This is a genomic window from Stenotrophomonas sp. EMP41, from assembly GCF_047495535.1.
GTDB lineage: Bacteria > Pseudomonadota > Gammaproteobacteria > Xanthomonadales > Xanthomonadaceae > Stenotrophomonas > Stenotrophomonas sepilia.
This window is the reverse complement of record NZ_CP179923.1, coordinates 3,938,135-3,965,000: the sequence shown is the minus strand read 5'-3', so window position 1 is coordinate 3,965,000 and position 26,866 is coordinate 3,938,135. Positions and strand designations below refer to the sequence as shown.

The 26,866-nt window shown below is 67.7% G+C and carries 16 protein-coding genes, 2 rRNA genes and 1 riboswitch (1 of these 19 only partly in view); of the genes, 12 read left to right on the top strand and 6 right to left on the bottom strand.

Features of this window, described 5'->3' with window-relative positions; genetic code table 11:
* Together ACMGRF_RS18185 and rrf are read left to right on the top strand one after the other, a co-directional pair.
* Window positions 1-478: ribosomal RNA gene (locus tag ACMGRF_RS18185) — 23S ribosomal RNA — on the top strand; it begins 2,400 nt to the left of the window's first position.
* A 125-nt stretch (window positions 479-603) separates the two neighbouring features.
* Window positions 604-718 (top strand): 5S ribosomal RNA (gene rrf / locus ACMGRF_RS18180).
* Between the two features lie 389 nt (window positions 719-1,107).
* On the opposite strand, the gene ACMGRF_RS18175 is transcribed toward rrf, so the two are convergent.
* From ACMGRF_RS18175 to hemH, 3 genes are all read right to left on the bottom strand, one after another.
* A complete protein-coding gene (locus ACMGRF_RS18175; RefSeq protein ID WP_414485455.1) occupies window positions 1,108-3,213 on the bottom strand; it encodes a methyl-accepting chemotaxis protein in 2,106 nt (701 codons plus the stop codon).
* Window positions 3,214-3,503: 290 nt separating this feature from the next.
* Window positions 3,504-4,358, bottom strand: a complete 855-nt coding sequence (locus ACMGRF_RS18170) for an alpha/beta fold hydrolase (RefSeq protein ID WP_049411982.1) — start codon at window positions 4,356-4,358, stop codon at window positions 3,504-3,506.
* The gene (gene hemH / locus ACMGRF_RS18165; RefSeq protein ID WP_049411985.1) at window positions 4,355-5,317 is read right to left on the bottom strand and encodes a ferrochelatase; all 963 of its coding nucleotides are present in this window, start codon (window positions 5,315-5,317) and stop codon (window positions 4,355-4,357) included. Before hemH ends, ACMGRF_RS18170 begins: the two co-directional genes overlap by 4 nt.
* A gap of 165 nt (window positions 5,318-5,482) precedes the next feature.
* Between hemH and ACMGRF_RS18160 the strand changes: the two genes are divergently transcribed.
* The 4 genes from ACMGRF_RS18160 to tatC all read left to right on the top strand — a co-directional run bounded on the left by ACMGRF_RS18160 (window position 5,483) and on the right by tatC (window position 7,899).
* Window positions 5,483-6,376, top strand: coding sequence for a lipid-binding SYLF domain-containing protein (locus ACMGRF_RS18160; protein WP_049411991.1), 894 nt, complete (start codon window positions 5,483-5,485; stop codon window positions 6,374-6,376).
* Window positions 6,377-6,451: 75 nt separating this feature from the next.
* On the top strand, window positions 6,452-6,679 hold the full coding sequence (gene tatA / locus ACMGRF_RS18155) for a Sec-independent protein translocase subunit TatA (protein WP_005420453.1): 228 nt from the start codon (window positions 6,452-6,454) through the stop codon (window positions 6,677-6,679).
* A gap of 15 nt (window positions 6,680-6,694) precedes the next feature.
* A complete protein-coding gene (gene tatB / locus ACMGRF_RS18150) occupies window positions 6,695-7,153 on the top strand; it encodes a Sec-independent protein translocase protein TatB (protein WP_049411996.1) in 459 nt (152 codons plus the stop codon).
* A complete protein-coding gene (gene tatC, locus ACMGRF_RS18145) occupies window positions 7,150-7,899 on the top strand; it encodes a twin-arginine translocase subunit TatC (protein WP_005420449.1) in 750 nt (249 codons plus the stop codon). The genes tatB and tatC overlap by 4 nt, the downstream gene beginning before the upstream one ends.
* 81 nt (window positions 7,900-7,980) lie before the next feature.
* Here the strand turns inward: tatC and ACMGRF_RS18140 are convergent, their stop codons facing one another.
* The 3 genes from ACMGRF_RS18140 to ACMGRF_RS18130 are packed head-to-tail and all read right to left on the bottom strand — an operon-like array spanning window position 7,981 to window position 11,495.
* On the bottom strand, window positions 7,981-8,892 hold the full coding sequence (locus ACMGRF_RS18140) for a BPSS1780 family membrane protein (protein WP_049411999.1): 912 nt from the start codon (window positions 8,890-8,892) through the stop codon (window positions 7,981-7,983).
* Window positions 8,893-8,941: 49 nt separating this feature from the next.
* Window positions 8,942-9,688 (bottom strand): glutamine amidotransferase, encoded by a 747-nt coding sequence (locus tag ACMGRF_RS18135; RefSeq protein WP_049412002.1) that lies wholly within the window; start codon window positions 9,686-9,688, stop codon window positions 8,942-8,944.
* Entirely contained in the window at window positions 9,660-11,495 is a 1,836-nt protein-coding gene (locus tag ACMGRF_RS18130) for a GspE/PulE family protein (protein WP_134709172.1), read from the bottom strand. Before ACMGRF_RS18130 ends, ACMGRF_RS18135 begins: the two co-directional genes overlap by 29 nt.
* Window positions 11,496-11,578: 83 nt before the next feature.
* Here ACMGRF_RS18130 and glyQ point away from each other — a divergent pair, with 83 nt between their 5' ends.
* The 6 genes from glyQ to ACMGRF_RS18100 all read left to right on the top strand — a co-directional run bounded on the left by glyQ (window position 11,579) and on the right by ACMGRF_RS18100 (window position 26,436).
* Window positions 11,579-12,490, top strand: a complete 912-nt coding sequence (glyQ, locus tag ACMGRF_RS18125; protein WP_414485454.1) for a glycine--tRNA ligase subunit alpha — start codon at window positions 11,579-11,581, stop codon at window positions 12,488-12,490.
* A gap of 87 nt (window positions 12,491-12,577) precedes the next feature.
* The gene (glyS, locus tag ACMGRF_RS18120; protein ID WP_134709173.1) at window positions 12,578-14,653 is read left to right on the top strand and encodes a glycine--tRNA ligase subunit beta; all 2,076 of its coding nucleotides are present in this window, start codon (window positions 12,578-12,580) and stop codon (window positions 14,651-14,653) included.
* Between the two features lie 205 nt (window positions 14,654-14,858).
* Window positions 14,859-16,655, top strand: a complete 1,797-nt coding sequence (locus tag ACMGRF_RS18115; protein ID WP_032954656.1) for an autotransporter assembly complex protein TamA — start codon at window positions 14,859-14,861, stop codon at window positions 16,653-16,655.
* The gene (locus ACMGRF_RS18110; protein ID WP_414485453.1) at window positions 16,652-20,509 is read left to right on the top strand and encodes a translocation/assembly module TamB domain-containing protein; all 3,858 of its coding nucleotides are present in this window, start codon (window positions 16,652-16,654) and stop codon (window positions 20,507-20,509) included. Before ACMGRF_RS18115 ends, ACMGRF_RS18110 begins: the two co-directional genes overlap by 4 nt.
* A 185-nt stretch (window positions 20,510-20,694) precedes the next feature.
* Window positions 20,695-22,842: a S46 family peptidase gene (locus ACMGRF_RS18105; protein ID WP_049412020.1), complete on the top strand. Its 2,148-nt coding sequence runs from the start codon at window positions 20,695-20,697 to the stop codon at window positions 22,840-22,842.
* 135 nt (window positions 22,843-22,977) lie between these two features.
* A complete protein-coding gene (locus tag ACMGRF_RS18100; protein WP_049440557.1) occupies window positions 22,978-26,436 on the top strand; it encodes a PAS domain-containing hybrid sensor histidine kinase/response regulator in 3,459 nt (1,152 codons plus the stop codon).
* 253 nt (window positions 26,437-26,689) lie between these two features.
* Window positions 26,690-26,858: riboswitch (yybP-ykoY riboswitch) on the top strand.
* Window positions 26,859-26,866: the final 8 nt, after the last annotated feature.

Here is a 26,866-nt window from a genome sequence, read left to right as displayed (position 1 = left end):
AACGGATAAAAGGTACTCCGGGGATAACAGGCTGATACCGCCCAAGAGTTCATATCGACGGCGGTGTTTGGCACCTCGATGTCGGCTCATCACATCCTGGGGCTGTAGTCGGTCCCAAGGGTATGGCTGTTCGCCATTTAAAGTGGTACGCGAGCTGGGTTCAGAACGTCGTGAGACAGTTCGGTCCCTATCTGCCATGGGCGTTGGAGATTTGAGAGGGGCTGCTCCTAGTACGAGAGGACCGGAGTGGACGAACCTCTGGTGTTCCGGTTGTCACGCCAGTGGCATTGCCGGGTAGCTATGTTCGGAAGCGATAACCGCTGAAAGCATCTAAGCGGGAAGCGCGCCTCAAGATGAGATCTCCCGGGGCACAAGCCCCCTGAAGGAACCATGTAGACTACGTGGTTGATAGGTCAGGTGTGTAAGTACAGCAATGTATTGAGCTAACTGATACTAATGATCCGTGCGGCTTGACCATATAACCTCAAGTTGCCTTGGCTTTACGACAGCGTCGTAAGAGCATCCAAGTGCACGCTACGTCACAAGAACTATGCGAGGCTGGCGCCTTGTCCCCCGGGACGAGTGCGACTCTCCAAAAGCCTCCCTGGTGAAATTAGCGCTGTGGAACCACCCGATCCCATCCCGAACTCGGAAGTGAAACGCAGCTGCGCCGATGGTAGTGTGGCTCAAGCCATGCGAGAGTAGGTCATCGCCAGGGTTTATACCCAAAACCCCGCTGCTCATGCAGCGGGGTTTTTCTTTGGGCGTAGTAATACAGGTAGTGCCGGCCGCTGGCCGGCAACCCGATGGCGTTACATCGCCCGGTAGATCCACGCGATGCGTGGATATTCTCCGCGGGCAGCCACAGCGCCAACCAGGGTTGGCCGCTGCCGGCGGCAGGTCAGACAGTGCGCGCGGCTGTGATTGCCGGCCAGCGGCCGGCACGACCGGTAGATCCACGCCGTGTGTGGATGCGGCGCCAACCAGGGTTGGCCGCTCCTCACGGCAGGTCCGGAAGCGGACTTTTCCTGACCCATCACGCAAAAGCGGGCAAAAAGACGGCGCCCTGCGGGCGCCGTCCTGACCAGGATCGCATTGCAGGCCGGATCAGGCGGCCCGCGGGACCTTATACGGTTCCTGCTGGCGGAACACCGATACCGCCTCGGTCAGCGTACCCGCCTGCGATTGCAGCTCGCGTGCGGCCGCGGTGGCTTCCTCCACAAGCGCGGCATTCTGCTGCGTGGCCTGGTCCATCTGCACCACGGTCTGGTTGATCTGCTCGATGCCGACCGACTGCTCCTGCGAGGCCGCCGAGATCTCCTGCATCAGGTGGCTGACATTCTCAACGCCGCCGACAATGCCCTGCATCCGCTGGCCGGCGTCGGCCACCAGCTGGGCACCTTCGCCCACCTGGCGGCCTGCCTCATCGATCAGCTTCTTGATTTCCTGTGCGGCGGCGGCGGAGCGCTGCGCCAGCACGCGCACCTCGCTGGCCACCACGGCGAAGCCACGACCCTGCTCACCGGCACGTGCGGCTTCCACCGCCGCATTGAGGGCGAGGATATTGGTCTGGAAGGCGATGCCATCGATCACGCCGGTGATGTCGCCGATCCGCTTCGAGGCGCCTTCAATCGCCTGCATGGTGTCGACAACCCGCTGCATCGCGGTGTTGCCATCACTGGCGGCGCGCTGCGTGGACGCAGCCAGCTCACTGGCCTCGCGGGCATGCGCAGCGTTCTGGCGCACGGTGGCGGTCAGCTCCTCCATCGAGGCTGCGGTTTCCTGCAGGTGCGCCGCCTGGCGCTCGCTGCGCTCGGACAGCGCACCATTGCCTGCAGCGATCTCGCTGGCGGCGGTACTGATCGAGGCCGCGCACTGCTGGATGCGGCCCACCATGCGCGCCAGCTGGCCGGCGGTGGCGTTGGCATCGCGCTGGATCGCGGCGAAGGCACCGTGGTACTCACCGCGCATGCGCCGATCGAGATCGCCGTTGGCCAGCGCCGAAAGCACCTGCCGAACTTCATCGACGGTGCTGCCCAGCGTATCGAGCAGCTGGTTGATGCCACCGGTCAGGCCATCAAGGAAGCTGGCGCCTTCGGTCGCCTGCAGGCGCTGGCCGAGATCACCGGCAGCCGCAGCAGCGACGATCCCGGCCACGGCGTTCTCAAGCGCCAGCTCCTGGGTACGGTCATGCCATTCCACGGCGAAACCGAGGCGCATGCCCTGTGCATCGAACACCGGGGTGACCACCTGGGCGAAGTGCACCGGGCCGATCTGTACCTTGCCGTTGTGGCTGGCCTGCAGTCCATTGAGGATGGCGCGGATGCGGTCCGGGTTGGCATGGAAGCGATGGATGCTGCTGCCGACCAGGCGTTCGGCATCGAAGTCAGGGAAGGCCTGGCGCAGTGTCGCCTGCTGGTTGCGCAGCAGAGCCACCACCGAGCGGTTCACATAGCGAATCACGTGATCGTTGTCGGCGATCATCATCGCGGTGCGCGAGGCATCCAGCGCCTGGCGGATCTGCGCATTCTCGGCATGCGCCGCCGCCTCGCGTCCACGCTGGGCCTGCACGTGGCGTGCAGTGTCGGCCAGGGCGTGGGCGAGTGAGCCCGGTGCATAGGCGCTGGTGTCGGCATGTGCACCAAGATCGGCACCGGTGGCGATGTCGCGTGCCAGCGCGGCAAGCCGACGCGGGCCGTGGCCAAGGGCCTCGGTCTGCTGCCGAAGGCGCAGTGCGACCTGGCCGAGGAACAAGGTCAGGCCTGCGAACAAACCGGCCTGCAGCAGCATTGGCCACAGCGCGGCACCGTCCTGCAACGGTGCCAGCAGGGCGAGCGTACCGATGCCACCGGCCAGCCATACCGGCAGGCGATCACGATGGCTCAACAGCACGCCCAGCAGCAACGCAATCGGCAACGCCGGTGACAGGCCGGCGATCGCGCACAGCCCTGCCAGCTGCAGCGACAACAACAGCGCCAGGCCATTGCGGGTGACGCTGTGGCCCGCTTTGGGACCGGCCAGCCACATGGCAGGCAGCACAGCGGCCGCAACCAGCGAGGCGGTCAGGGCATGAGGCCCGCGCAGGGCCAGCACCAGGCTGGCCACCGCCAGTGCCGCACTGCCGATCAGCAATCGGCGGTCAGCGCGGTGGGCGAGCTGCTGCAGATGCGGCAGGCGGGCGGTATCGGGGGGACGAGTGGATGCAGCGGACATCGGCGACTCCTGGATCAGCAGACGGCAACGGCCACACGGTGGCGCACGCACGAGTGCGTGGCCAGGGCATGGACCGGGAATTCGGGGAATGCGACGCAATCAACGTCGCGCAGACGGGGCGCCGTGACCACATCCTGTGGGTGACGGAGCAATGGAGCGGGCATGCGGACTTCCTTGCAGGACCAGACACACGCCGCAGGCCCGACCGGGCCCACGTGCTGCGGACACAGTGGCCCGCAACTGATGTATCGGCCGCAACTGCGCAGAATGAAGTGCGCGGACGCTGCGACTCAGTCGGCGTTGTCGTTGCTGAAGAAGCGCAGGATCACCTCGGCGATGCGTGCCGGGTCTTCCATATGCAGGTGGTGGTTGCCGGGGAACACGGCCAGCCGTCCATCACGCAGGTGCTGCAGGCGATCGCTGCGCATCGGCTCGGGGTAGTACGACTGTGCCGGCGTGGCATAGATCACCTGCGTCGGGCAGGCGATGGCCTGCAGCAGGTTGTCGATCTGGCCTTCACTGAGGCGGATCGCGGTGGGCAGCATCAGGCGCGGATCGCTGCACCAGCGATAGCCACCTTCGACCGGTTCCACGCCGCGCTCGACCAGCAGCCGTGCGCAGGGTTCGCTGAGCTGGTTGGTCATCATCCGCGCGCGGATCGGCGCTGCCAGATCGGGGAACACGCGCAGCTGCTTGCGTGCCAACGCGCGCGTGGCGTTCACATGCTCGCGCAGGCGATGCGCCGTTTCTTCCTCGGGACCGCGCAGGCCGCCGAGTGCTTCGATCGCCACCAGCCGATCGACACGGTCGCTGACCGAGGCGGTAAGACTGGCAATGCCGGCACCCATCGAATGGCCGAGCAGGCTGAATCGGTCCCAGCCCAGCGCGTCGGCGACATCGAGTACGTGGCAGATCGCGGCGGCCGTGGTGTAGCTGGCACCCGCCGGCAGGTGCGCGCTGTGACCGTGGCCGGGCAGATCGATGGCAACCAGCTGCAACGCCGACAGGTGCGGCGCCAGCGGCACGAAGCTGGCGGCGTTGTCGAGCCAGCCATGCAGGGCCAGCACGCGTGGGCCGCCGCCGTGGTTGCGCAGGCCGGCGACGCGTGCGCCACCGACCTGGAGTCCAAACGGTTGCAGGCTCATGCCAGCGAGGACACGGCCAGCCGTGCCAGGGCGCGTGCATGCTCCGGCTCGGCGTTGAGGCAGGGGATATAGCGCATCGTCGCACCGCGCTCGGCCAGTGTTTCGGTGAAGCCCAGCGCGACCTCTTCCAGCGTCTCCAGGCAGTCGGTGGCGAATCCGGGGCAGACCACGTCGATCTGCTTCACGCCGGATTCGGCCAGCGCCCACAGGCTGGGCTCGGCATACGGCTGCAACCAGCGCTCGCGGCCGAAGCGCGACTGGTAACCCATCTGCCAGTCGTCCTTGTCCAGGCCCAGTGCATTGGCGATGGCCTGCGCACTGGCCTCGCAGCGCTGCGGATACGGGTCGCCCGCGTCGGCCAGGCGCTGCGGGATACCATGGAAGGAGAACATCAGTTTCTGACCGCGACCGTGCTGTTCCCAGTAGCGGCGGATCGATCCGGCTACGGCCTCGACCCAGCCGGGATCGACCGAGTAATCGCGCACCAGGCTCACGGTCACGCCCGGGTTGCGGCGCTGCCACGCATCGACCCGGTCTTCGACCGAGGCGGTGGTGGTGGTGGAGTACTGCGGGTACAGCGGCAGCACCACGATCCGGCGCGCGCCGTCGGCGGCCAGACGGTCGAGCTCGCCGGCCAGCGCCGGTTCGCCGTAACGCATCGCATGGCGCACCGTCAGGGTCGGCAGCAGGGCCTGCATGGCCTGCGCCAGCTGGCGCGTATGCACCATCAGCGGTGAGCCGTCGGGCAGCCAGACCTGGGCGTACTTGGCCGCCGACCGGCCGCTTCGCAGCGGCAGGATCAGCCCGCGCAGCAGCGGCTGCCAGAGCAGTGCCGGAATCGCGACCACGCGCGGGTCGGACAGGAATTCGGCCAGGTAACGGCGTACGGCGGGGGCCGTCGGCGTCTCGGGCGTGCCTAGGTTGACCGCCAGCACGGCGGTATCGGGTGCGTCGAGCATGGGCGGTATTGTCGCCTATCCGGCGCCGCACCGGGATGCAGGGTTCGGATTGCAGGCATAGCGCGCATCAATGCGGGCAGGGAACGCTCATTGGGGATTCATGACAACACCACTAATTTCAGTCACTTGCTATATCTTCCTATGGACTGACTTCTGGAGCCTGCCATGCGTCGCCCGATCCAAGCCCTGCTGATCGCCGCCAGCCTGCTGTCCAGCCAGGCCATGGCCGGACCGCAGGAAGACCAGCGCGCCCGCAACGCCGTGCGCGTGCTGGCTGAAATCCAGGAAATTCCTGAACAGGGCATTCCGGATAAATTGCTCGACGAAGGCCGCGCGGTCATCGTCATTCCCGACACGATCAAGGCCGGTCTTGTCATTGGTGGTCGCCGTGGCCACGGCCTGATGTCGGTGCGCATGCCCAATGGCGCATGGTCCAACCCGGTGTTCGTGAAGCTCACCGGTGGCAGCATCGGCTTCCAGGCCGGCGTGCAATCTTCGGATGTGGTGCTGGTGTTCCGCAACGACCGCAGCCTGGACAATCTGGTCAACGGCAAGTTCACGCTTGGCGCCGATGCCGGCGTTGCCGCCGGTCCGGTCGGCCGCAATGCCGCCGCCGCCACCGACGGCCAGCTGAAGGCCGAGATCTGGTCCTGGTCGCGTGCCCGTGGGCTGTTCGCGGGCGTCGCGCTGGACGGGGCGGTGCTGCAGATCGACGATGCCGCCAACCTTGACGCGTACGGCAGCAACACCACACCGCGCATGATCTTCGAGGGGCGCGCCGCCGGTTCGCCGTCGATGGACGTGGTCGCCTTCCGTGATCGTCTGGAAGAGGCCACCTACGCCGCCCGCAACAACCGCAACGGCAACGGTGGCAGTGCACCGCGTCCGGCGGCGACCCCGGCGGTTGCGCCGGCGCCTGTTCAGGCAGCGCCGGCGGCCCCGGCCGAAGCCACCACCGCGCCGTTGCAGAACGTGCCGCAGAACCCGCCGCCGCAGCAGCAGGGTTTCCAGCCGGTCAACGACGGCGAAATCCGCACGGAAACGCTGGGCGGGAACTGACTTTCGTCACGCGCGCCGGCTGACAGCCGGTGCGCTATGCTCGACAGCCTGATCACTAACGTAACGAGCGTCTTTATGGGCAGTTTCAGCATCTGGCATTGGTTGGTCGTGCTGGCCATCGTCCTGCTGGTGTTCGGCACCAAGCGCCTGACCAGTGGCGCCAAGGACCTCGGCTCGGCGGTCAAGGAATTCAAGAAGGGCATGCGCGACGAGGACAAGCCGAACGCGCAGCTGGGCGACGAGTCGCGCAGCCAGGACGCCTCGCGCACCGCGCAGGACGAGCACGACCGTAACGCTCGCTGATCCGGAGCGGTCGCGGTGTTTGATATCGGCTTCAGCGAACTGCTGGTGATCGCGGTGGTCGCCCTGGTGGTGCTCGGTCCCGAGCGCCTGCCCAAGGCGGCCCGCTTCGCTGGCCTGTGGGTGCGCCGTGCCCGCAATCAGTGGGATTCGGTGAAACAGGAACTGGAACGCGAACTGCAGGCCGAGGACATCAAGCGGCAGATGCAGGAGGTGCGCCAGGGCATGCAGGACACCGAGAACCAGCTGCGCGCCAGCGGCGAGGCGATCCGTCGCGAAGCGCAGGAGGCGCAGCAGCAGGGCGATACGCTGGTGCAGGAGGTACGCGCGCCTGCGCCTGCGGATCCGCCGCCGCATATGGGCAGCCTGTCGCCTGCCGATGCACCGGTGCAGGAGCGCATTGCTCCAGAGCCGATGCCGGCGACACCCCCTGAAGCCGGTGCTCCGACGCCGCAGCGCACGGAGCGCCAGCCATGAGTGAACAGGATTTCGGCGAAAGCTCGCTGGTCGAGCATCTGGTGGAACTGCGCGGCCGCCTGGTGCGCGCATTGCTGGGCCTGGGCGTGGTGCTGCTGGCGCTGCTGCCGTTTACCCAGAAGCTGTACAACGCGCTGGCCGAACCGCTGGTCTCGCAGCTGCCCAACGGGCAGACGATGATCGCGACCAATCCGGCCGGCGCCTTCTTCGCGCCATTGAAGCTGACCTTCTTCGTGGCCCTGTTCGTGGCGGTGCCGTGGCTGCTGTACCAGCTGTGGGCCTTCGTCGCCCCGGGGCTGTACGCGCGTGAGAAGCGCCTGGCGGTGCCGCTGCTGGTGTCTTCGGTACTGCTGTTCTACACCGGCTGTGCCTTCGCCTACTTCCTGGTGCTGCCGGCGGTGTTCCATTTCCTGACCACCTTCAGCCCGGACGTGATCGCGATCACCCCGGATGCGAATGCCTACCTGGATTTCGTGCTGGCGATCTTCTTCGCCTTCGGTGGCAGTTTCGAACTGCCGGTGGCGATGGTGATCCTGGTGCTGCTGGGCTGGGTGACGCCGCAGCAGTTCAAGGAAGGCCGTGGCTACGCGATCGTCGGCATCTTCGTGCTGGCGGCGGTGCTGACCCCGCCGGACGTGGTCTCGCAGCTGATGCTGGCGATCCCGATGTGCCTGCTCTACGAGCTGGGCATCCACGCCGCACGCTGGCTGGTGCCGTCGTCGGCCGTGAAGAAACCGGCCGCCTGAAAGATAAAAGGGGACGGAGGGGATTAAGTCGTTATCGGCACAGTGGCACAAACGACTTAATCCCCTCCGTCCCCTTTTTCGTCAGGCGTGGAAGATGTCGCTCGAGGTCGGGGTGGTCGGGACCGGCGGTGCGGCGCGGCTGCCACGGTGCACGAACATCTGCTTCCATGCGGCATAGACCGCGCCGACATACAGCGGCATCAGCACCGTGGTCAGCACCAGCTGCGCGATGAAGGCGGCGGCCAGCGGGCCACCGATCAGCATCGCGATCTGGATCACGATCACGAACAGGATGTAGATGCAGAACGCGGCGATCAGGCCGAGCACGGCGAACACGATCATCGCGCCGATGTTCTCGATGCAGCCCTGCAGGCTCAGGCGCAGTGCGTGCATGCCGCTCTGCTTGTCGAACACCACCAGCGCCGGCTGGGTGAACATCGCCAGCGACAGTGCGACCGCGCTCAGGAACACCAGCAGCATCCACAGCGCGATGCGCTTGGCCGGCAGGTTGGCCACCAGCGCCGCGGCATCATCCGGCTTGATCTGCTGGCCAGTGCGGCTGATCTCTTCCATCTTGGTCATGACCTCGCTGAAGGCGGTGAAGCCTTCGCGGCCGATCATCAGGAACAGCAACGCGCCCAGCAGCAGCACCGCCAGCACCTGGATCGCCAGCGGCACCAGCAGGTGGCTGACGCGGTGGTCGCGGATCGGCTGCAGCAGGTGCGAGGCCAGGCCCGGGCGGCCTTCGTCGATCTCGCCCACGGCGTAGAGCATACCGCCGAACATGATCGGCGAGATGGCCAGGGTCATCAGCTGCACGGCCATGCCGGCGGCGCCGGGAATCAGCGTCGACAACAGGGTGACCACCCAGCTCACCAGCAGCCAGGCCAGGCCGATCCGGGCCAGCTGCAGCGGCGCACGCCGATACAGCGAGAACGTATCCAGCAACCACTGGGCGCCCGCCGAGGCCGGCAGCTTGCGAATCTCTTTCATGGACATCCGGGAAGGACAGGAGGGGACGGGCGGTTGCCCGTGCCGCTGATTATCCCTGTTTTGCCGCCGGCTGGGCTGAAGACAGCCGCGCCTGTCGGACGAAGCGGCGCAGCAGCTGGCGGGCCAGCGGTGCGGCGCTGACTGCGCGCTCGATGCTGCGCGCGCAGCCGCCGTGGCGGCCGATGCAGTCGGCGCGGGCGCGCACGTAGCCGCGCATGTGGTGGGTGGCGAATTCGGGGTGGAACTGCACGCCCCAGGCCTGGCGCCCCCAGCGGAACGCGTGGCAGCCATCCAGCGGCGAGCGTGCCAGCACCGCGGCACCGTCGGGCGCGCGCAGCACGGTCTGCAGGTGGGTGGCGTGGGCGGCAAAGTGCTGCGGCAGGCCCTGGAACAGCGGATCCTGTGCCGCCTGTGGCTGCAGCTCCAGTTCGATCGTGCCGGACTCGCGCCCGGCCGGGTTGTAGGCCACCTCACCGCCCAGCGCGTGCGCCAGCAGCTGGTGGCCGTAGCAGATGCCGAACACCGGCAGGCCGGCGTGGGCGGTCTGGCGCAGCCACGCCGCGCTGCGCTCGCTCCATTCGGCGTGGTCAGTAACGAAGGCGGCCGAGCCGGTCACCAGTACGCCGGCAAAACCGTGCGGATCGGGCAGGGCGCCACCGTGTTCGACATCGACCACCACCGTCTCGTGCTCTTCCAGCCCGGCGGCGACGCGGATCCAGTGCGGAAAGCGCCCGTAGCGGCGCAGTGACGGTACCGGGCGGCCGGTTTCAAGGATCAGGAAGGGGGCTGGGTTCATCCGGGGGCGGCAGCACTGACAGGACTTCCTCGATTGTAGTCAGCCCCTGCGCCACCTTTTCAAGCCCGGCCTGGCGCAGGGTTCGCAGCCCTTCAGCGCGCGCGGCACGGGTGAAACCGGCCAGATCCATGTCGGCGCGGATCTGCCCGCGCAGCCGCGAGCCCAATGGCAGCAACTCATACAGCCCGATGCGGCCGAGGAATCCGGTGCGCCGGCACTCCAGGCAACCGACCGGACGACAGGGCGTGGCGGCATCTGGATATGCATCCTGGCTATCAGCCAGTACCGCCCAATCAGCCGCGCCGAGGCTGTGCGGCTGCTTGCAGTGCGGGCACAGCGTGCGCACCAGGCGCTGGGCAAGGATGCCGTTGAGGGTACTGGCCAGCAGGTAGTGCGGCACGCCCAGGTCGAGCAGGCGGGTGACCGCCGACGGCGCGTCGTTGGTGTGCAGGGTGGACAGCACCAGATGACCGGTCAGCGAGGCCTGCACCGCCATCTGAGCGGTTTCCAGATCGCGGATCTCGCCGATCATGATGATGTCCGGGTCCTGCCGCAGCAGGGTGCGCACGCCGCTGGCGAAGTCCAGGTCGATGTTGGCCTGCACCTGCATCTGGTTGAACTCGGGCGCGATCATCTCGATCGGGTCCTCCACCGTGCACACGTTGACGTCCGGCGTGGCCAGCCGCTTCAGCGTGGAATACAGGGTGGTGGTCTTGCCCGAGCCGGTCGGGCCGGTGACCAGCACGATGCCGTGCGGGCGCTCGACCAGCGCATTCCAGCCATCGGCCTCCTGCGGGCTGAAGCCGAGCTGGTCGATGCTCTTGAAGGCGGCGTCCGGGTCGAAGATGCGCATCACGCACTTCTCGCCGAAGGCGGTGGGCATGGTCGACAGGCGCATCTCGACCTCGCGGCCACCCGGCGAGCGGGTCTTGATGCGGCCGTCCTGCGGGCGCCGGCGTTCGGCCAGGTCCATGCGGCCGAGTACCTTGATGCGGCTGACCACCGCGGTCATCACCGCCGGCGGCACCTCGAACACCTTGTGCAGCACGCCGTCGATGCGGAAGCGCATGCGTCCCATCTCGCGGCGCGGTTCCAGGTGGATGTCCGAGGCGCGCTGCTCATAGGCGTATTGCAGCAGCCAGTCGACGATGTGCACGATGTGCTGGTCGTCGGCATTGACGTCGCCGGTGCGGCCCAGCTCGACCAGCTGCTCGAAGCTGGGCAGGGTGGTGTTGGTCTCGCCGCGCACATCGCCGCGCGCGCCACGCACCGAACGGGTCACCCCGTAGAACTCCATGGTGTAGCGGTGCAGGTCGAGCGGATTGACCACCGCCAGCTCGATGCGGCGGCGGGTCAGGTGCTGCAGGTCGCGGCGCCATTCCTGCACCAGCGGCTCGCTGGTGGCCACCAGCACCCGTTCGGCATCCACTGCCAGCGGCAGGAAGCGGTGGCGACGGGCATAGGCGTGGGAGACCAGCGCGGTGACCGCAGCGACGTCGACCCGGGTCGGATCGATGCGCAGGTAGCGGCTGCCGGTGCGTTGGGCCAGCCATTCGGTCAGGCGTTCCAGGGTCAGTTCGCCGCCGTCGCGGGTGGCCAGCTTGAGGTTGGACAGCAGCACCAGCGGATGCACTTCACTGGCGTTGCGCGCACCCTGTGCGGAGAACCGCATGCGCTCGCGGTCCTGCTCGGCCACCAGGCCATCGCCGATCAGCGCCGCGGCAATCTGCTCGAAATGCAGCCGTCCCCAGGGCAGCGGGACGCCGCCTGGCTCGCCGGGCGTGCCCACCGGCAGCCGATGTTCCATCTGCCTGCTCCTCCCGGGTACGGAATGCCCCGCAGGTCGGCCGCTATACTAGCGCACCCCCTTGCCGGCCAAGACTCGTACGCATGTCCGCGACCCCGACCGTTCCGATCACCTTCCAGGGCCTGATCCAGACCCTGAACCAGTTCTGGGCCCAGCAGGGCTGCGTGCTCATCCAGCCGCTCGACCTGGAGGTGGGCGCCGGTACCTTCCACCCGGCCACCTTCCTGCGGGCGATCGGGCCGGAAAGCTGGAACGCGGCCTACGTGCAGCCGTCGCGCCGCCCGACCGATGGCCGCTACGGCGAGAACCCGAACCGCCTGCAGCGCTACTACCAGTACCAGGTGGCGATGAAGCCGGCGCCGGACAACATCCAGCAGCTGTACCTGGATTCGCTGAAGGCACTGGGCATCGATCCGCTGGTGCACGACCTGCGCTTCGTCGAGGACAACTGGGAATCGCCGACGCTGGGCGCCTGGGGCCTGGGCTGGGAAGTCTGGCTCAACGGCATGGAAGTGACCCAGTTCACCTACTTCCAGCAGGCCGGTGGCCTGGAGTGCCGCCCGGTGCTGGGCGAGATCACCTACGGTCTCGAGCGCCTGTGCATGTACCTGCAGAACTGCGACAACGTCTATGACCTGGTCTGGACCTACGGCCCGGACGGCCAGCCGGTGACCTACGGCGACGTCTACCACCAGAGCGAGGTGGAGCAGAGCACCTACAACTTCGAATACGCCGACGTGGACGAAATGTTCCACCGCTTCGATGCCTGCGAGCGTGAAGCGCAGAAGCTGGTGGAAGTGGGCCTGCCGCTGCCGGCCTACGAGCAGGTGATGAAGGCCAGCCACACCTTCAACCTGCTCGATGCGCGCCGCGCAATCAGCGTGACCGAGCGCCAGCGCTACATCCTGCGCGTGCGCGCGCTGGCCCAGGCGGTGGCCAAAGCGTATTACGAGCAGCGCGAGAAGCTGGGCTTCCCGGGTGCGAAGAAGGCCTGACCGCCTTCCTGCACCGTCCCGCTTTTCATCAACTACCCGGGGCGCCGGACGCGTTGCGCGCTGCGCCCCCACCACAGGATCGAACCGATGAGCCAACTGTCCCCCCTGCTGATCGAACTGGGCACCGAGGAGCTGCCGGTCAAGGCGCTGCCGGGCCTGGCCCAGGCCTTCTTCGACGGTGTCGTCGAAGGCCTGCGCAAGCGCGGTGTCGCGCTGGAACTGGGCGATGCCCGCCCGCTGTCGACCCCGCGCCGGCTGGCCGTGCTGCTGCCGGGCGTCGGCCTGGAACAGCCGGAGCAGCACAGCGAAGTGCTGGGCCCGTACCTGAACATCGCGCTGGACGCCGAAGGCCAGCCGACCAAGGCCCTGCAGGGCTTCGCCGCCAAGGCCGGGATCGACTGGACCGCGCTGGAGAAGACCACCGACAACAAGGGTGAGCGCTTCGTGCACCGCGCGGTAACCCCGGGCGCGAGCACCGCCAGCCTGTTGCCGGACATCCTGCGCGAGGCGATCGCGGCGATGCCGATTCCCAAGCCGATGCGCTGGGGCGATCACGCCTGGGGCTTCGCCCGCCCGGCACACTGGCTGGTGCTGCTGCATGGCGCCAACGTGGTCGAGGCCGAACTGTTCGGCCTGCAGGCCGGCCGTGCCAGCCGTGGCCATCGCTTCCACCACGACCAGGCCGTGTCGCTGGCGCAGCCGCAGGACTACGTTGAAGCCCTGCGCGCCGCGTTCGTGCTGGTCGACCCGAGCGAGCGACGTGCGCGCATCGTCGCCGAGGTCGAGGCCGCCGCAGCCGGGGCCGGTGGCAGCGCCCGCATCACCGAAGACAACCTGGAGCAGGTGGTGAATCTGGTCGAATGGCCGTCGGCGGTGCTGTGCAGCTTCGAACGCGCGTTCCTGGCGGTGCCGCAGGAAGCGCTGATCGAGACGATGGAGATCAACCAGAAGTTCTTCCCGGTGCTGGATGCCGCCGGCACGCTGACCGAGAAGTTCATCGGCATTGCCAACATCGAGTCGAAGGACGTGGCCGAAGTGGCCAAGGGCTACGAGCGGGTGATCCGCCCGCGCTTCGCCGATGCCAAGTTCTTCTTCGACGAGGACCTGAAGCAGGGCCTGGTGTCGATGGGCGACGGCCTGAAGACGGTGACCTACCAGGCCAAGCTGGGCAGCGTGGCCGACAAGGTGGCGCGCGTGGCCGCACTGGCCGAAGTGATCGCAGCCCAGGTCGGTGCCGATCCGGCGCAGGCCAGGCGGGCTGCCGAGCTGGCCAAGAACGACCTGCAGTCGCGCATGGTCAACGAATTCCCGGAATTGCAGGGCATCGCCGGTCGCCACTACGCCGTGGCCGGTGGTGAATCGGCCGACGTGGCGCTGGCCATCGACGAGGCCTACCAGCCGCGCTTCGGTGGTGACGACATCGCGCTGTCGCCACTGGGCAAGGTGCTGGCCATCGCCGAACGCGTGGATACGCTGGCCGGTGGTTTCGCTGCAGGCCTGAAGCCGACCGGCAACAAGGATCCGTTCGCCCTGCGCCGCAACGCGCTGGGCCTGGCCCGCACGATCATCGAAAGCGGCTTCGAACTGGACCTGCGCGCGCTGATGGCCAGCGCCAATGCCGGCCTGGCCGCGCGCAACGTGCAGGCCGATGTCGGCGAGCTTTACGACTTCATCCTCGACCGCCTGAAGGGCTACTACGGCGACAAGGGCGTGCCGGCCACGCACTTCAACGCGGTGGCCGAGTTGAAGCCGGCCTCGCTGTACGACTTCGATCGCCGCCTGGATGCGATCGGCACCTTCGCCGCGCTGCCGGAGGCAGAGGCGCTGGCCGCGGCCAACAAGCGCATCCGCAACATCCTGCGCAAGGCCGAGGGCGAGATTCCGGCGCAGATCGACGCGGCACTGCTGCAGGAAGATGCCGAGCGCGCGCTGGCCGAAGCGGTCACCGCCGCCATCGACGACACCGGCGCCAGCCTGCACCAGAAGGATTACGTGGCGGTGCTGGCGCGCCTGGCCCGCCTGCGCCCGCAGGTGGACGCCTTCTTCGATGGCGTGATGGTCAATGCGGAAGATCCGGCGCTGCGTGGCAACCGTCTGGCGCTGCTGACGATGCTGGGCGAGCGCCTGGGCAAGGTGGCGGCGATCGAGCATCTGTCGAGCTGATGCCCGTATCGGTAGTGCCGGCCGCTGGCCGGCATTGCCGGAACGTCGCCGGCGATGTCTATCGGGGTCATTGCCGACATCGTGGACGATGCCGGCATCCTCGCCTGCGATCACGATGATCGCCACAAAGGCGCGCATTTTGACCGCCACTTAACAACCGATCCCCAATGACGTGGTGCATTTCGCATCGTCACCTCCGGTCGGTATGCTGTGCCGCATGCAGCCAAAGAAATACGCCCTGCCGCTGATGGTCTTGTCGCTGGCCGCCACTTCCGTGGTCCATGCACGCGGCACCATCGACAAGGTGGACATCAAGGGATTGGACAAGGGCGACGACGCCGCAATCATCGAGAACATCCAGGAATCGCTGTCGCTGTACGACACGATCGGCAAGGAGCAGGGCGAATCGCGCCTGGAGTACCTGCTGTCGCAGGCCGAGCGGCAGACCCGCCAGGCGCTGGAGCCGTTCGGCTACTACAACCCGGTGATCAAGGTGGAGGCGCCGCGTGAGGACGAGCACGTGCGCGTGCTGATCCATGTCGACAAGGGCGCCCCGGTGACCGTGCGCCGCGAGCATATCGACATCACCGGCCCGGCGATGTACGACCAGTACCTGCAGGACGACCTGGCCGCCTTCAAGCCCCGCAAGGGCCAGCGCTTCGAGCACACCCAGTACGAAGCCAGCAAGATCACCATCACCCGGCGCCTGGCCGAGCGTGGCTACTTCGATGCCGACTACACCCAGCGCCAGGTGCAGATCACCCGCGCCGACAACGCCGCCGACATCGACCTGACCTGGGACAGCGGCCGCCGCTACAACATGGGCCCGGTGCGCTTCGAGCAGGATTACTTCGTCGACAAGCTGTTCGATCCACTGGTGTACTGGGACCAGGGCAGCTACTACCACGAGGGCAAGCTGGACCGGCTGCGCGAGTCGCTGACCAAGCTGGACTACTTCAGCGTGATCGACATCCAGCCGCGCCCGGACCAGGCCGATGAAAACGGCGAAGTGCCGGTGGATGTGAAGCTGACCCGGGCCAAGCGCACCATCTACACCGCAGGCCTGAGCTACGGCAGCGAGAGCGGCCCGGGTGTGCGCGGTGGCATCGAGCGGCGGTTCCTGAACAACCGCGGCCACAAGATGAACACGCAGCTGGACTATGCGCAGAAGCGCAAGAGCCTGGTCACCAGTTACCGCATTCCGGCCTTCAACTGGCTTGATGGCTGGTACACCTTCGCTGCCAGCGCGTACGACGAGCAGACCGACTACATCGACCTGCGCAACTTCAAGCTGATCGCCAGCCGCAGCGGCGAGATCAACGAACACTGGACCGCGATCGCCTCGATCAACGCGCTGCGCGAGCGCTGGCGCTATGCCTCCGGCACCGAATTCACCGACGCCGTCTACAACACCTCGACGCTGGTGTACCCGCAGATGGTTGCCGACTACGTCAACGTCGACGACGAGATGTTCCCGCGCAAGGGCATCAGCGGCGCCGCAACGGTGCGTGCCGGCGTGGAAGGCGCCGGCTCGGATACCAGCTTCGTGCAGGCCAACGCCGTGTTGCGCTGGTACATCCCGGTGGGTGAAAGCAACCGCCTTATCCTGCGCGGCGAGGGCGGCACCACGTGGACCAGCGATCTGGTGGCGATGCCGCCGAGCCTGCGCTACTTCGCCGGTGGTGACCGCAGCATCCGCGGCTACGCCTACCGTGAGGTCGGCCCGCGTACGCCGAAGCCGGACAAGTATGCGCTGGGTGCCAAGAACCTGGTGATCGGCTCGGCCGAGTACGAGCACTACTTCAACGGTGGCCCCTGGGGTGCGGCGGTGTTCGTCGATACCGGCAGTGCCTTTGACAACACCATCGACCTGCATACCGGCGTCGGCTTCGGCGTACGCTGGAAATCGCCGGTGGGCCCGGTGCGCATCGACGTGGCGCACGGCCTGAACAACCCGGATTCGCAGTTCCAGCTGTACCTGAACATCGGAGCGGACCTGTGAGCGCGTCCGCACCGACCCCGAACACCCCGCCGCCACGCGTGCGTTTCTACCGCCGCCGCCGCTTCTGGGCCTGGTCCGGTGTGGGCGTGCTTGGCCTGGTGCTGCTGGCCCTGCTGGCGGTGTACTGGCTGCTGCAGACCGTGGCCGGCCGTGACGTACTGCTGGCCCAGGTGGTGGCGCGGCTGCCGGTGGGTGCCAGCTTCACCTGGGACAAGGTGGAGGGCCCGGTGGCCGGGCCGCTGACCCTGTACAACGTCGACTTCCGCTATGACGACATCCATTTCCACGCCGAGCGTGCGCACCTGGAGCCGGACCTGCGCCCGCTGCTGGGCCGCAAGCTGCTGCTGGACAAGCTGGAGCTGACCAACGCGACGTTGAACCTGGCCAAGAGCGATGAGCCGTTCAAGCTGCCGTCCTGGCCCGATTCCCTGCCGCAGATCGAGATGCCGCTGGCGATCCAGGCTGATGCCATCGCCATCGACGGCTTCCGCATCAGCCAGGCCAACGAACCGGTGATCGACATCAGCCGCGTGCGCGGCGGCATCGAGATCGCCAACGGCGAGTTCCAGGCGCACAAGCTGGTGGTGGACAGTGACATGGGCAACTTCACTGCCCAGGGCCGTTACATCCCGGCCAAGGACTACGACACCGACGTGACGGTGACGGCGGTGTTGCCGGCACCGCGTGGGCGCACCGCCGCTACCGTCGGCCTGGTCGCCCGCGGTGACCTGTCGCACATGGAAGTGGCGGTAGCCGGGCGCGCACCGAAGCCGCTGCACGCGATGCTGGTGTTCGATGGCCGCACCGACCCGACCTGGAACGCCAGCGTGCGCAGCGACGAGCTGGATCTGGCGCTGCTGTCGCCGGCATTGGCGAGCTCGGCGATTGCGCCGTTGTCGCTGGACTTCACCGCCGCCGGCAAGGGCGGCAATGCCAACCTGCGTGGCAAGGTGAAGCAGGGCGAGCAGGAACTGGAACTGGCACCGTCGGTGGTGTCATTGCAGGACCAGGTGCTGAAGGTTTCGCCGCTGCTGCTGAAGGGCCTCGGTGGCGAAGCCCGCCTGGAGGGCACCGCCGATTTCAGCCAGGAAGACCAGCAGAAACTCAACTTCTCGGTGGTCGCACGTGACCTGACCTATGTACCGGCGCCCGATCCGAACACCGCCGGCAGCGCACCGGTGCCGGTCACCCTGAAGGAAGCACGCTTCGGCCTGGCCGGTACCCTGAAGGCCTGGGCGGCGATCGGCCGTGCCGAGGTCGAACGCGAAAAGCAGAAAGCGCAGCTGCACTTCGATGTGCGTGGCAACGACCAGGCGGCGTCGATCCACCAGCTGCAGGCGCAGACGCCCGGTGGCCAGCTGCAGGTGGAAGGCCAGGTGGCGTGGGCGCCGCGGCTGGACTGGGACGCCAAGGCCACGCTGAAGGACTTCGACCCCGGCTATTTCGTGCCGGGCTGGAATGGCCGCCTGTCCGGCAACCTGGCCTCCAAGGGCCGCCAGCTGCCGCCGCCGGCCAATGCCGCACCGGGCACCGCGGGTACGCTGGAAGCCACGGTGGACCTGCCCTCGCTGAAGGGCATGCTGCGCCAGCGCAATCTCGACGCGCAGGGCAGGTTCGCGCTGCAGGGCGCGCAGGGCCAGGGCGACCTGAAACTGGCGTTGGGCAGCAGCCGGGTGACCGCGTCGGGCAAGGTCGGCGACCGCCTCGACATCGATGCGCGTTTCGAGCCGCTGCAGTTGAGCGACCTGCTGCCGGGCGCCGACGGTGGCCTGCGCGGCCAGGTGCAGGTGAAGGGCCCGCGCGATGCGCCGGACATCACCGCCGACCTGGTCGGCAACAACCTCAACTGGGATGGCTACGGCGCCGAGAGTGTGAGCATCAAGGGCCGCCTGCCGTGGCGCGGCGACAGCGGCGCGCTGGCGGTGCAGGGCCAGCAGGTCAACGCGGGCATGCTGCTGGAGCGGCTGAACATCGACGCGCAGGGCAGTGTGTCCAACCTGCGCCTGGCTGCGCAGACCCGCAACGAGATGGGTGCGGTCGAGCTGCAGGGCAGCGTGCGCCAGCAAGGCACGCAGTGGCGTGGCGAGCTGGCGTCGCTGCGCATCGCACCGGTGAAGGGCGATGCCTGGTCGCTGCGTGCACCGGCGGCATTCGCGATCAACGGCAGCACCTACACCCTGTCCGAAGCCTGCCTGGCCGCCGCCAGCAGCGGCGCGCTGTGCGCACAGGCCAACTGGCCGCGCGAAGGCCTGGTGGTGCGCAGTGACGCGCTGCCGCTGGCGCTGGTGCAGCCGTGGTTGCCGCCGCAGTCCGGCCGCCGCATCTACCTGCGCGGCGAGGTCGGCCTGGACGCGCAGATCCGCCCGCGCGGCAACGCCTGGGAAGGCCATGTGGAAGTGCGCTCGAAGGAAGGCGGCGTGCGCCTGGGCGAGAACCGCAACACCGTGGGCGATACCACCCGCGGCGAGCTGGTGCGCTATGACCAGTTCTCGCTGAAGCTCGACATGACCCCGGCCAGCATCAAGGGTTACCTGGGCATGGGCTTCCAGGGCAATGGCTTCGTCGACGCGAAGATGCAGACCGGCTGGGAAGCCAGTGCACCGCTGAACGGTGAGCTCTACCTCAACATGTCGCGGCTGTACTGGCTGGAGCTGTTCTCGCCGGACATCGTGCGGCCGACCGGCCTGATCGAAGGCCACGTCAGCCTGCGCGGTACGCGAGGCCAGCCGTCGCTGGGTGGCGACGCACAGCTGAGCAACTTCAAGGGTGAATTCCCGGCGCTTGGCCTGACCTTCGACCAGGGCAAGGGCAGCTTCGTGGCCCAGCCCGATGGTTCGGCCAAGATCACCGCGCAGGCCAACTCCGGCCAGGGCACGCTGTACGTGGACGGTGGCCTGTCGTGGTTCGGCGATGCGCAGCCGCTGCAGCTGAAGATCCATGGCGAGAACGTGCTGCTGTCCAACACCAGCGAACTGCGCATCGTCGCCAACCCCAACCTCGACTTCACCCTGGCCAAGGCGGCGATGGAGCTGCGCGGTACCGTGCACGTGCCCGAGGCCGACATCGACCTGGAACGCCTGGACCGCGGCACCTCGGTGTCCGAAGACGTGGTGGTGCTCGACCCGGCCGATCCGGAAGAGTCGCGCACCTCGCCGCTGGACATGGACCTGACGGTCAGCCTGGGCGACAAGGTGAAGATGACCGGGTTCGGCCTGAAGGGCGCGCTGACCGGCAAGATGCAGGTCTGGGCCAAGCCCGGCCGCGAAATGACTGCCAATGGCGGCCTGGAAGTGAGCGGCCGCTACAAGGCGTATGGGCAGGACCTGACCATCACCCGCGGCAACCTCAACTGGAACTACAACGCGGTGTCCGACCCGCGCATCAACATCCGTGCCGAGCGCCGCATCGGTGATGTCACCGCCGGCATCGACGTGACCGGGCGTGCGCAGCAGCCGCGTGCCGACGTGTGGTCCGATCCGGCGATGTCGCAGTCCGAGGCACTGGCCTATCTGGTGCTGGGACGCAGCCTGACCGGCGCCAGCAGCGACCAGGCGCAGCAGGTCAACGCGGCCTCGGCGGCGCTCTCGGCCGGCAGTGGCCTGCTCGCCTCGCAGCTGGGTGCCAAGCTGGGCCTGGACGATGCAGGCGTGAGCCAGTCGCGCGCGCTGGGTGGCTCGGTGATCGGCGTCGGCAAGTACATCTCGCCCAAGCTTTACGTGGGTTACGGCGTGTCGCTGGTGGGCGCCGGTTCGGTGATCACGCTGAAGTACCTGCTGCGCCGCGGGTTTGATGTGGAAGTGGAATCGAGCACGGTGGAAAACCGTGGGTCGATCAACTGGCGGCGGGAGAAGTAGAGCCACGCCATGCGTGGCTGCGGTAGTAACGGCCGCTGGCCGGCAGCCGCACCGTATCCCCCGAGTTGCGTGGGTTGCCGGCCAGCGGCCGGCACTACCGCGCGCGCCGCCCCAACGATCGGCCGTTGCCCCTTCCGGCCCCAGCGGCTATGGTCCCGGGCTGTTCTGTCGTACCGGATTGCCTCATGTCACCACGCAAAGCCCTTCCCACCGCCCTGGCATTGGGCCTGACCCTCGCCGCCGGGGCCCACGCCGATGAAGGCATGTGGATGCCGACCCAGCTGCCGGAACTGGCCAAGCCGCTGCAGGCCGCTGGCTTCAAGGGCAATCCGGCCGACCTAGCCAATGTCACCGCGCCGCCGCTGAGCGCGGTGGTGCGCGCGGGCGGCGGCACCGGCTCGTTCGTGTCCAGCGACGGCCTGCTGCTGACCAACCACCACGTGGCGATGGGCGTGATCCAGTACAACAGCTCGCCCGAGCACGACCTGATCAACGGCGGCTTCATCGCCAGGGACCGTGCCGACGAGCGCCCGGCCAACCCGGACTTCCGCGTGCTGGTCACCGTCGGCTTCGACAAGGTGACCGATCAGGTGCTGGCGCAGGCCCGCGGCAAGACCGGCCGTGCCTACTTCGATGCCGTCGATGCGGCCAGCAAGCAGATCGTGGCCGAGTGCGAGAAGGACGGCAGCGTGCGCTGCTCGGTGGCCAACATGTACTACGGCACCGACTTCTACCGCATCGCCCAGCTGGAACTGAGCGACGTGCGCCTGGTGTACGCGCCGCCGCGTGCGATCGGCAACTATGGCGATGAGATCGACAATTTCATGTGGCCGCGCCACACCGGCGACTTCACCCTGCTGCGCGCCTATGTGGGCAAGGACGGCAAGCCGGCCGCCTACAGCAAGGACAACGTGCCCTACCAGGCGCCGGCACACCTGCAGATGTCGGTGGAGGGCCCGAAGGAGGGCGACTACGCGATGCTGGCCGGTTATCCGGGCATCACCTACCGCCACCGTACCGCGGCAGAATTCGCCGGCCAGATCGACACGGTGCTGCCGCGCCGCGTTTCGGTGTTCCAGCAGATGATCGACACCATCGAGGCGGCAACCGCCAAGGACGCGCAGGCACGTACCCGTTACGCTTCGCAGCTGCAGTCGCTGAAGAACAACCGCAAGCGCGCCGCCGGTGAGCTGGAAGGCCTGCTGCGCAGCGATGCCAAGGCCCAGCGTGCCGCCGACGAGACGGCGATGCTGGCCGCCACCGACCGCAAGTACCAGGGCGACATCAAGGCGCTGCTGGCCAACCTGTCACAGGGCGCGGCGGTGGGCGAGCGTGACCTGCTGCTGGACCAGATGGCCGCACAGAGCCAGTTGCTGCGCTCGGCGCTGCTGCTGGAACGCCTGCGCATCGAATCGGCCAAGCCGGACGCACAGCGCGAGAGCGGTTACCAGCAGCGCGACCAGGCGATGATCGAAGGCGTGCTCAAGCAGGTCCAGCGCCGCTACGCACCGGAGGTCGAGAAGGCCCTGCTGACCACCCTGCTGACCCGTTACCAGCAGCTGCCGGACGCGCAGCGCGTGGCCGAGTTCGACGCAGCCTTCGGCCGTACCCCGCAGCAGCTGGCCACGGCACTGGACACCCTGTACGCCGGCACCCAGCTGGGTGACGAGGCGCAGCGCCTGTCGCGGTTCGCGGCTGCGCGCGAAGGCAAGGCCCTGGCCGCCGATCCGTTGATCGCCGTGGCCGGCCCGCTGGTGGCCGCGCAGCTGCGCATCGAGAACGAGAGCAAGACCCGCGAGGGCGAGCAGCTGCGCCTGCGCCCGGCCTACATGCAGGCGCTGTTCGCCTGGCGTGCCAAGCAGGGCCGCGCCGTCTACCCGGATGCCAACCGCACCCTGCGCATCAGCTACGGCAGGGTCGAGGCACTGCACCCGCGCGATGGCGTGACCTACTCGCCGGTGACCACCGTGGCCGGCATCGTCGAGAAGAACACCAACGCCTATCCGTTCGACGCACCCAAGCCGCTGCTGGCAGCGATCGCCAAGGGTGACTTCGGCAGCACCGCCGATCCGGCACTGAACACCCAGACGGTCAACTTCCTGACCAACCTGGACACCACCGGCGGCAACTCCGGCTCGCCGGTGCTCAATGCGAAGGGCGAACTGATCGGCCTGAATTTCGACAGCAACTGGGAGTCGGTCAGTGCCAGCTGGTGGTTCGACCCGCGCTACAAGCGCGCCGTGCACGTGGACATGCGCTACCTGCGCTGGCTGCTGGCCAAGGTCTACCCGGCGCCGGAACTGCTGAAGGAAATGGGCGTGCCGGCCCAGTAAGAAGCCGGCCACGACCAACGGTCGTGGCCCGCACCGCGTAGGCCCCCACCTTGGTGGGGGTGGTTGCCCCCAACGAGCCCGCATCCCCGGCCACGCCTGGCCTACACTGCGGGTTCTTCCGACGGAAACGCACGCGTGGTCTCCAGCTGGATCCTGCTGCTGGTCTCGGTTGCCTATGCCGCGCTGCTGTTCGGCGTGGCGTGGTGGGGCGACCGTCGGCCGATGTACCCCGACCGGCCGTGGCTGCGGCCGGTGGTCTACAGCCTGGCGCTGGCGGTGTACTGCTCGTCGTGGACCTTCTACGGCGCGGTCGGCACCGCCGTGCGCAATGGCGTGGGCTACCTGCCGATCTACATCGGCCCGCTGCTGCTGCTGTTGTTCGGCTGGCGCATCATCGAGCGCCTGGCGCTGATTGCACGCAGCCAGAACGTGGTCTCCATCGCCGATTTCATCTCCTCGCGCTTCGGTCGATCGCGGCGGCTGGCGGCGCTGGTGGCGATCATCGCGCTGATCGGCATCATTCCGTACCTGGCGTTGCAGTACAAAGCGGTGGCGATGAGCCTGCAGGTGCTGACCGGCAACACCGGCCCCACTGGCTTCTTCACCGACCCGGCGCTGTACGTGGCGCTGCTGATGGCGCTGTTCGCCACCCTGTTCGGCACCCGCCAGGTCGATGCCACCGAGCACCACCACGGCATGATGCTGGCGATCGCCTTCGAATCGGTGATCAAGCTGCTGGCGATGCTGGCGGTGGGCGTGTTCGCCTACCTGTGGCTGAGCGACCGCACCGATGCGGTGGTCGAATCGGTGCATACGCTGTTCACCGGCCTGCCGCCGGTCGGCTTCATCTCGCAGACCCTGCTCAGTTTCCTCGCCATCATCTGCCTGCCGCGCCAGTTCCACGTGGCCGTGGTCGAGTGCGGTGAGGTGCGCGACGTGCGCCGCGCGCGCTGGATGTTCGGCGGTTACCTGGTGCTGATCTCGGGCATGGTGCTGCCGATCGCCACCGCCGGCGTGACCCTGTTCGGCACCGGCGGCAGCGTCGCCGACGATTCGATGGTGCTGGCGCTGCCGCTGGCCGAAGGCCGCAATGCGCTGGCGCTGATCGCCTACGTGGGCGGCTTCTCGGCGGCCACCGGCATGGTCATCGTCTCGTCCATCGCGCTGGCGACCATGGTCAGCAATGATCTGGTGATGCCGGTGCTGCTGCGTCGGAGCGGTGACCACCAGGAAGCCGCCGACGTCGCCTCGCGCGTGCTGTGGATCCGCCGCCTGGCGATCCTGCTGCTGGCGCTGATGGCCTACAGCTACTACCGCACCAGCAGCAACGACAGCACGCTGGCCTCGTACGGCCTGATGGCGTTCGCAGCGGTGGCGCAGTTCGCGCCCGGCCTGATCGGCGGCCTGTACTGGCGCGGTGCCAGCCGGCGCGGCGTCGAAGTGGGCATGCTGCTGGGCTTCGCCACCTGGCTGTACACCCTGCTGCTGCCGGCGATGACCATGGCCGGCTGGGTCGACGCCGCCTGGGTGCAGCACGGCCCGTTCGGCATCGAGTGGCTGCGTCCGCAGCAGCTGTTCGGCATGTCCGGCTGGGATCCGCTGACCCACGGCACGTTCTGGTCGCTGCTGGTCAATGCAGCCACGATGATGCTGGTGTCCGCACGCTGGCGGCCCGGCGTCGACGAGCGCCTGCGTGCGGCACCGTTCCTCGACCCGTATGCCGAGCGCCCGTCGGTGGCCGGCGGCTGGCCTGGGCATGTGCATGTGGGCGACCTGCTGGCGCTGGCTTCGCGCGTGGTCGGCGAACGCCATGCGCGGCGTTCGTTCTTCGAGCAGGCACAGTCGCTGGGCCGCGAGCTGCAGTCTTCGGCACCGGCTGACCGGCCGTGGGTGCAGTTCACCGAGCGCCTGCTGGCCGCCTCGATCGGTGCGGCTTCCGCACGCCTGCTGCTGACCAGCCTGCTGCGGGGTTCGGGCATGGACCTGGGCGAAGTGGTGGCGGTGCTGGACGAAGCCGGGCAGGAACTGCGCTTCAACCGCGAGATCCTGTCGACCACGCTGGAGAACATCAGCGCCGGGGTCAGCGTGGTCGACCCGGACATGCGCCTGACCGCGTGGAACCGCCGGTACCAGGACATGTTCGGCTACCCCGACGGCATGCTCTACGTGGGCCGCCCGGTGGCCGACCTGATCCGCTACAACGCCGAGCGCGGCGAGCTGGGCGAGGGCGACATCGAAGTGCAGATCAACCGCCGCATCGGTTACATGCGCGCCGGTTCGCCGCACGTGTTCGAGCGCACCCGCAGCGACGGCAAGGTGATCGAGATGCGCGGCCAAGCGCTGCCCGGCGGCGGTTACGTGACCAGCTACAACGACATCACCGACTACAAGCATGCCGAAAAGGCGCTGCTTGAAGCCAACGAGACGCTGGAACAGCGCGTGGCCGAACGCTCGCATGAGGCCGAGGTCGCGCAGCAGTCGAAGACCCGTTTCCTGGCGGCGATCAGCCATGACGTGCTGCAGCCGTTGAATGCGGCGCGCCTGTTTGCGTCCGCGCTGCGCGACAGCGATCACGTGAGCGACGAACAGAAGCATCTGGCCGAACGCGTGGACGCGTCGCTGCGCGCTGCCGAAGAACTGCTTGATGGCCTGCTGGACGTGTCGCGGCTGGATGCCGGTGGCCTGCACCCGGTGATCGGCGAATTCGATGTGAGTGCGTTGATGCGCGAGCTGGCCGCGCAGTACACGCCGGTCGCCGCCGGTCGTGGCCTGCGACTGGACCTGTTCGCGCGCGCGGCCTGGGTACGCAGCGATCGCCGCCTGCTGCGCCGCGTACTGCAGAACTTCCTGGCCAATGCACTGCGCTATACCCGCCAGGGCCGCATCGTGCTGGCCGTGCGCCAGCGCGGCGACGAGGTGGAACTGCAGGTGTGGGATACCGGCCCCGGCATTCCCGAACACCACATGCGGCAGATCTTCGACGAGTTCCACCGCTACCAGCAGCCGTTCGACTGGGGCGAGCAGGGGTTGGGCCTGGGCCTGTCGATCTGCCAGCGCATCTCGCGCCTGCTCGACCATCGCCTCAATGCGCGCAGCCGGGTTGGCAGCGGCTCGATGTTCTCGATCATCCTGCCGCGGGTTGCGCCCTTGCCCGGCTACACCGAGCCTGCCAAGGCGACCCAGGCCGTGGCCACACCGGTGCGCAGCGATTCGCTGGCGGGCCTGCGGGTGCTGTGCGTGGACAACGACGAGGAAATCCTCGACGGCATGCGCGCGCTGCTCGGCCGCTGGCAGGTGCAGGTGATCACTGCCGCCACCGTCGACCAGGCACTGGAGAAGATCGCCGAGCGGCCGCAGGTGATGCTGGTGGACTACCACCTGCACGATCGCATGGATGGCCTGGATGCCCTGGTGGCGCTGCGCGAGGCGGCCGGCTACCCGCTGCCGGGTGCGCTGCTGACCGCCGATGGGCGTGACGAACTGAAGCGGATGGCACGCGAGCGTGGCTACCGCGTGCTGACCAAGCCGATCAAGCCGGCCTCGCTGCGCGCCTTCCTCGGCGCGCTGCGCGACGCCGGCAACAGCGATGCCTGATTGGCAACTGTAGAGCCGAGCCTATGCTCGGCTCCTGCACGCGGCATGGTGTTCCGTGGCCCGGACGAACAGCAGCCGAGCATTGGCTCGGCTCTACAAGAATCCACTTGCGCGGCCCCTCTGTAGAGCCGAGCCCATGCTCGGCTTCCGCGCGCTGCACGGCGCCGATATAGCCATCGCTATACAAACCAGCCCTGCCTGCGCGTTTCGATGGAAATGCGCCACGCGTGGATCGCGATGCTAAGCTTCGCGTCCCCTTGGGGAGTAGCCGGATTCCTTCGCAGGAATCGTCCACGTCAACATACTCGGCCAGTGCGCCGTGGCGTGGACAACCATGATGGTTGGCGAGACCAACGGCCCGCGCGCGCAACGTCAGGTTGGGCGCGAGCGCCGGCCGTGCCTCCGTCCTAGCCCGACCTTCAGCAGTCGC

Excerpts from the sequence above, each read along its gene's own strand:
- ACMGRF_RS18175 (WP_414485455.1), bottom strand. The coding sequence starts at position 3,213 with ATGTCCGCTGCATCCACTCGTCCCCCCGATACCGCCCGCCTGCCGCAT.
- ACMGRF_RS18170 (WP_049411982.1), bottom strand. The coding sequence starts at position 4,358 with ATGAGCCTGCAACCGTTTGGACTCCAGGTCGGTGGCGCACGCGTCGCC.
- hemH (WP_049411985.1), bottom strand. The coding sequence starts at position 5,317 with ATGCTCGACGCACCCGATACCGCCGTGCTGGCGGTCAACCTAGGCACG.
- ACMGRF_RS18160 (WP_049411991.1), top strand. The coding sequence starts at position 5,483 with ATGCGTCGCCCGATCCAAGCCCTGCTGATCGCCGCCAGCCTGCTGTCC.
- tatA (WP_005420453.1), top strand. The coding sequence starts at position 6,452 with ATGGGCAGTTTCAGCATCTGGCATTGGTTGGTCGTGCTGGCCATCGTC.
- tatC (WP_005420449.1), top strand. The coding sequence starts at position 7,150 with ATGAGTGAACAGGATTTCGGCGAAAGCTCGCTGGTCGAGCATCTGGTG.
- ACMGRF_RS18140 (WP_049411999.1), bottom strand. The coding sequence starts at position 8,892 with ATGAAAGAGATTCGCAAGCTGCCGGCCTCGGCGGGCGCCCAGTGGTTG.
- ACMGRF_RS18135 (WP_049412002.1), bottom strand. The coding sequence starts at position 9,688 with ATGAACCCAGCCCCCTTCCTGATCCTTGAAACCGGCCGCCCGGTACCG.
- ACMGRF_RS18130 (WP_134709172.1), bottom strand. The coding sequence starts at position 11,495 with ATGGAACATCGGCTGCCGGTGGGCACGCCCGGCGAGCCAGGCGGCGTC.
- glyQ (WP_414485454.1), top strand. The coding sequence starts at position 11,579 with ATGTCCGCGACCCCGACCGTTCCGATCACCTTCCAGGGCCTGATCCAG.
- glyS (WP_134709173.1), top strand. The coding sequence starts at position 12,578 with ATGAGCCAACTGTCCCCCCTGCTGATCGAACTGGGCACCGAGGAGCTG.
- ACMGRF_RS18115 (WP_032954656.1), top strand. The coding sequence starts at position 14,859 with ATGCTGTGCCGCATGCAGCCAAAGAAATACGCCCTGCCGCTGATGGTC.
- ACMGRF_RS18105 (WP_049412020.1), top strand. The coding sequence starts at position 20,695 with ATGTCACCACGCAAAGCCCTTCCCACCGCCCTGGCATTGGGCCTGACC.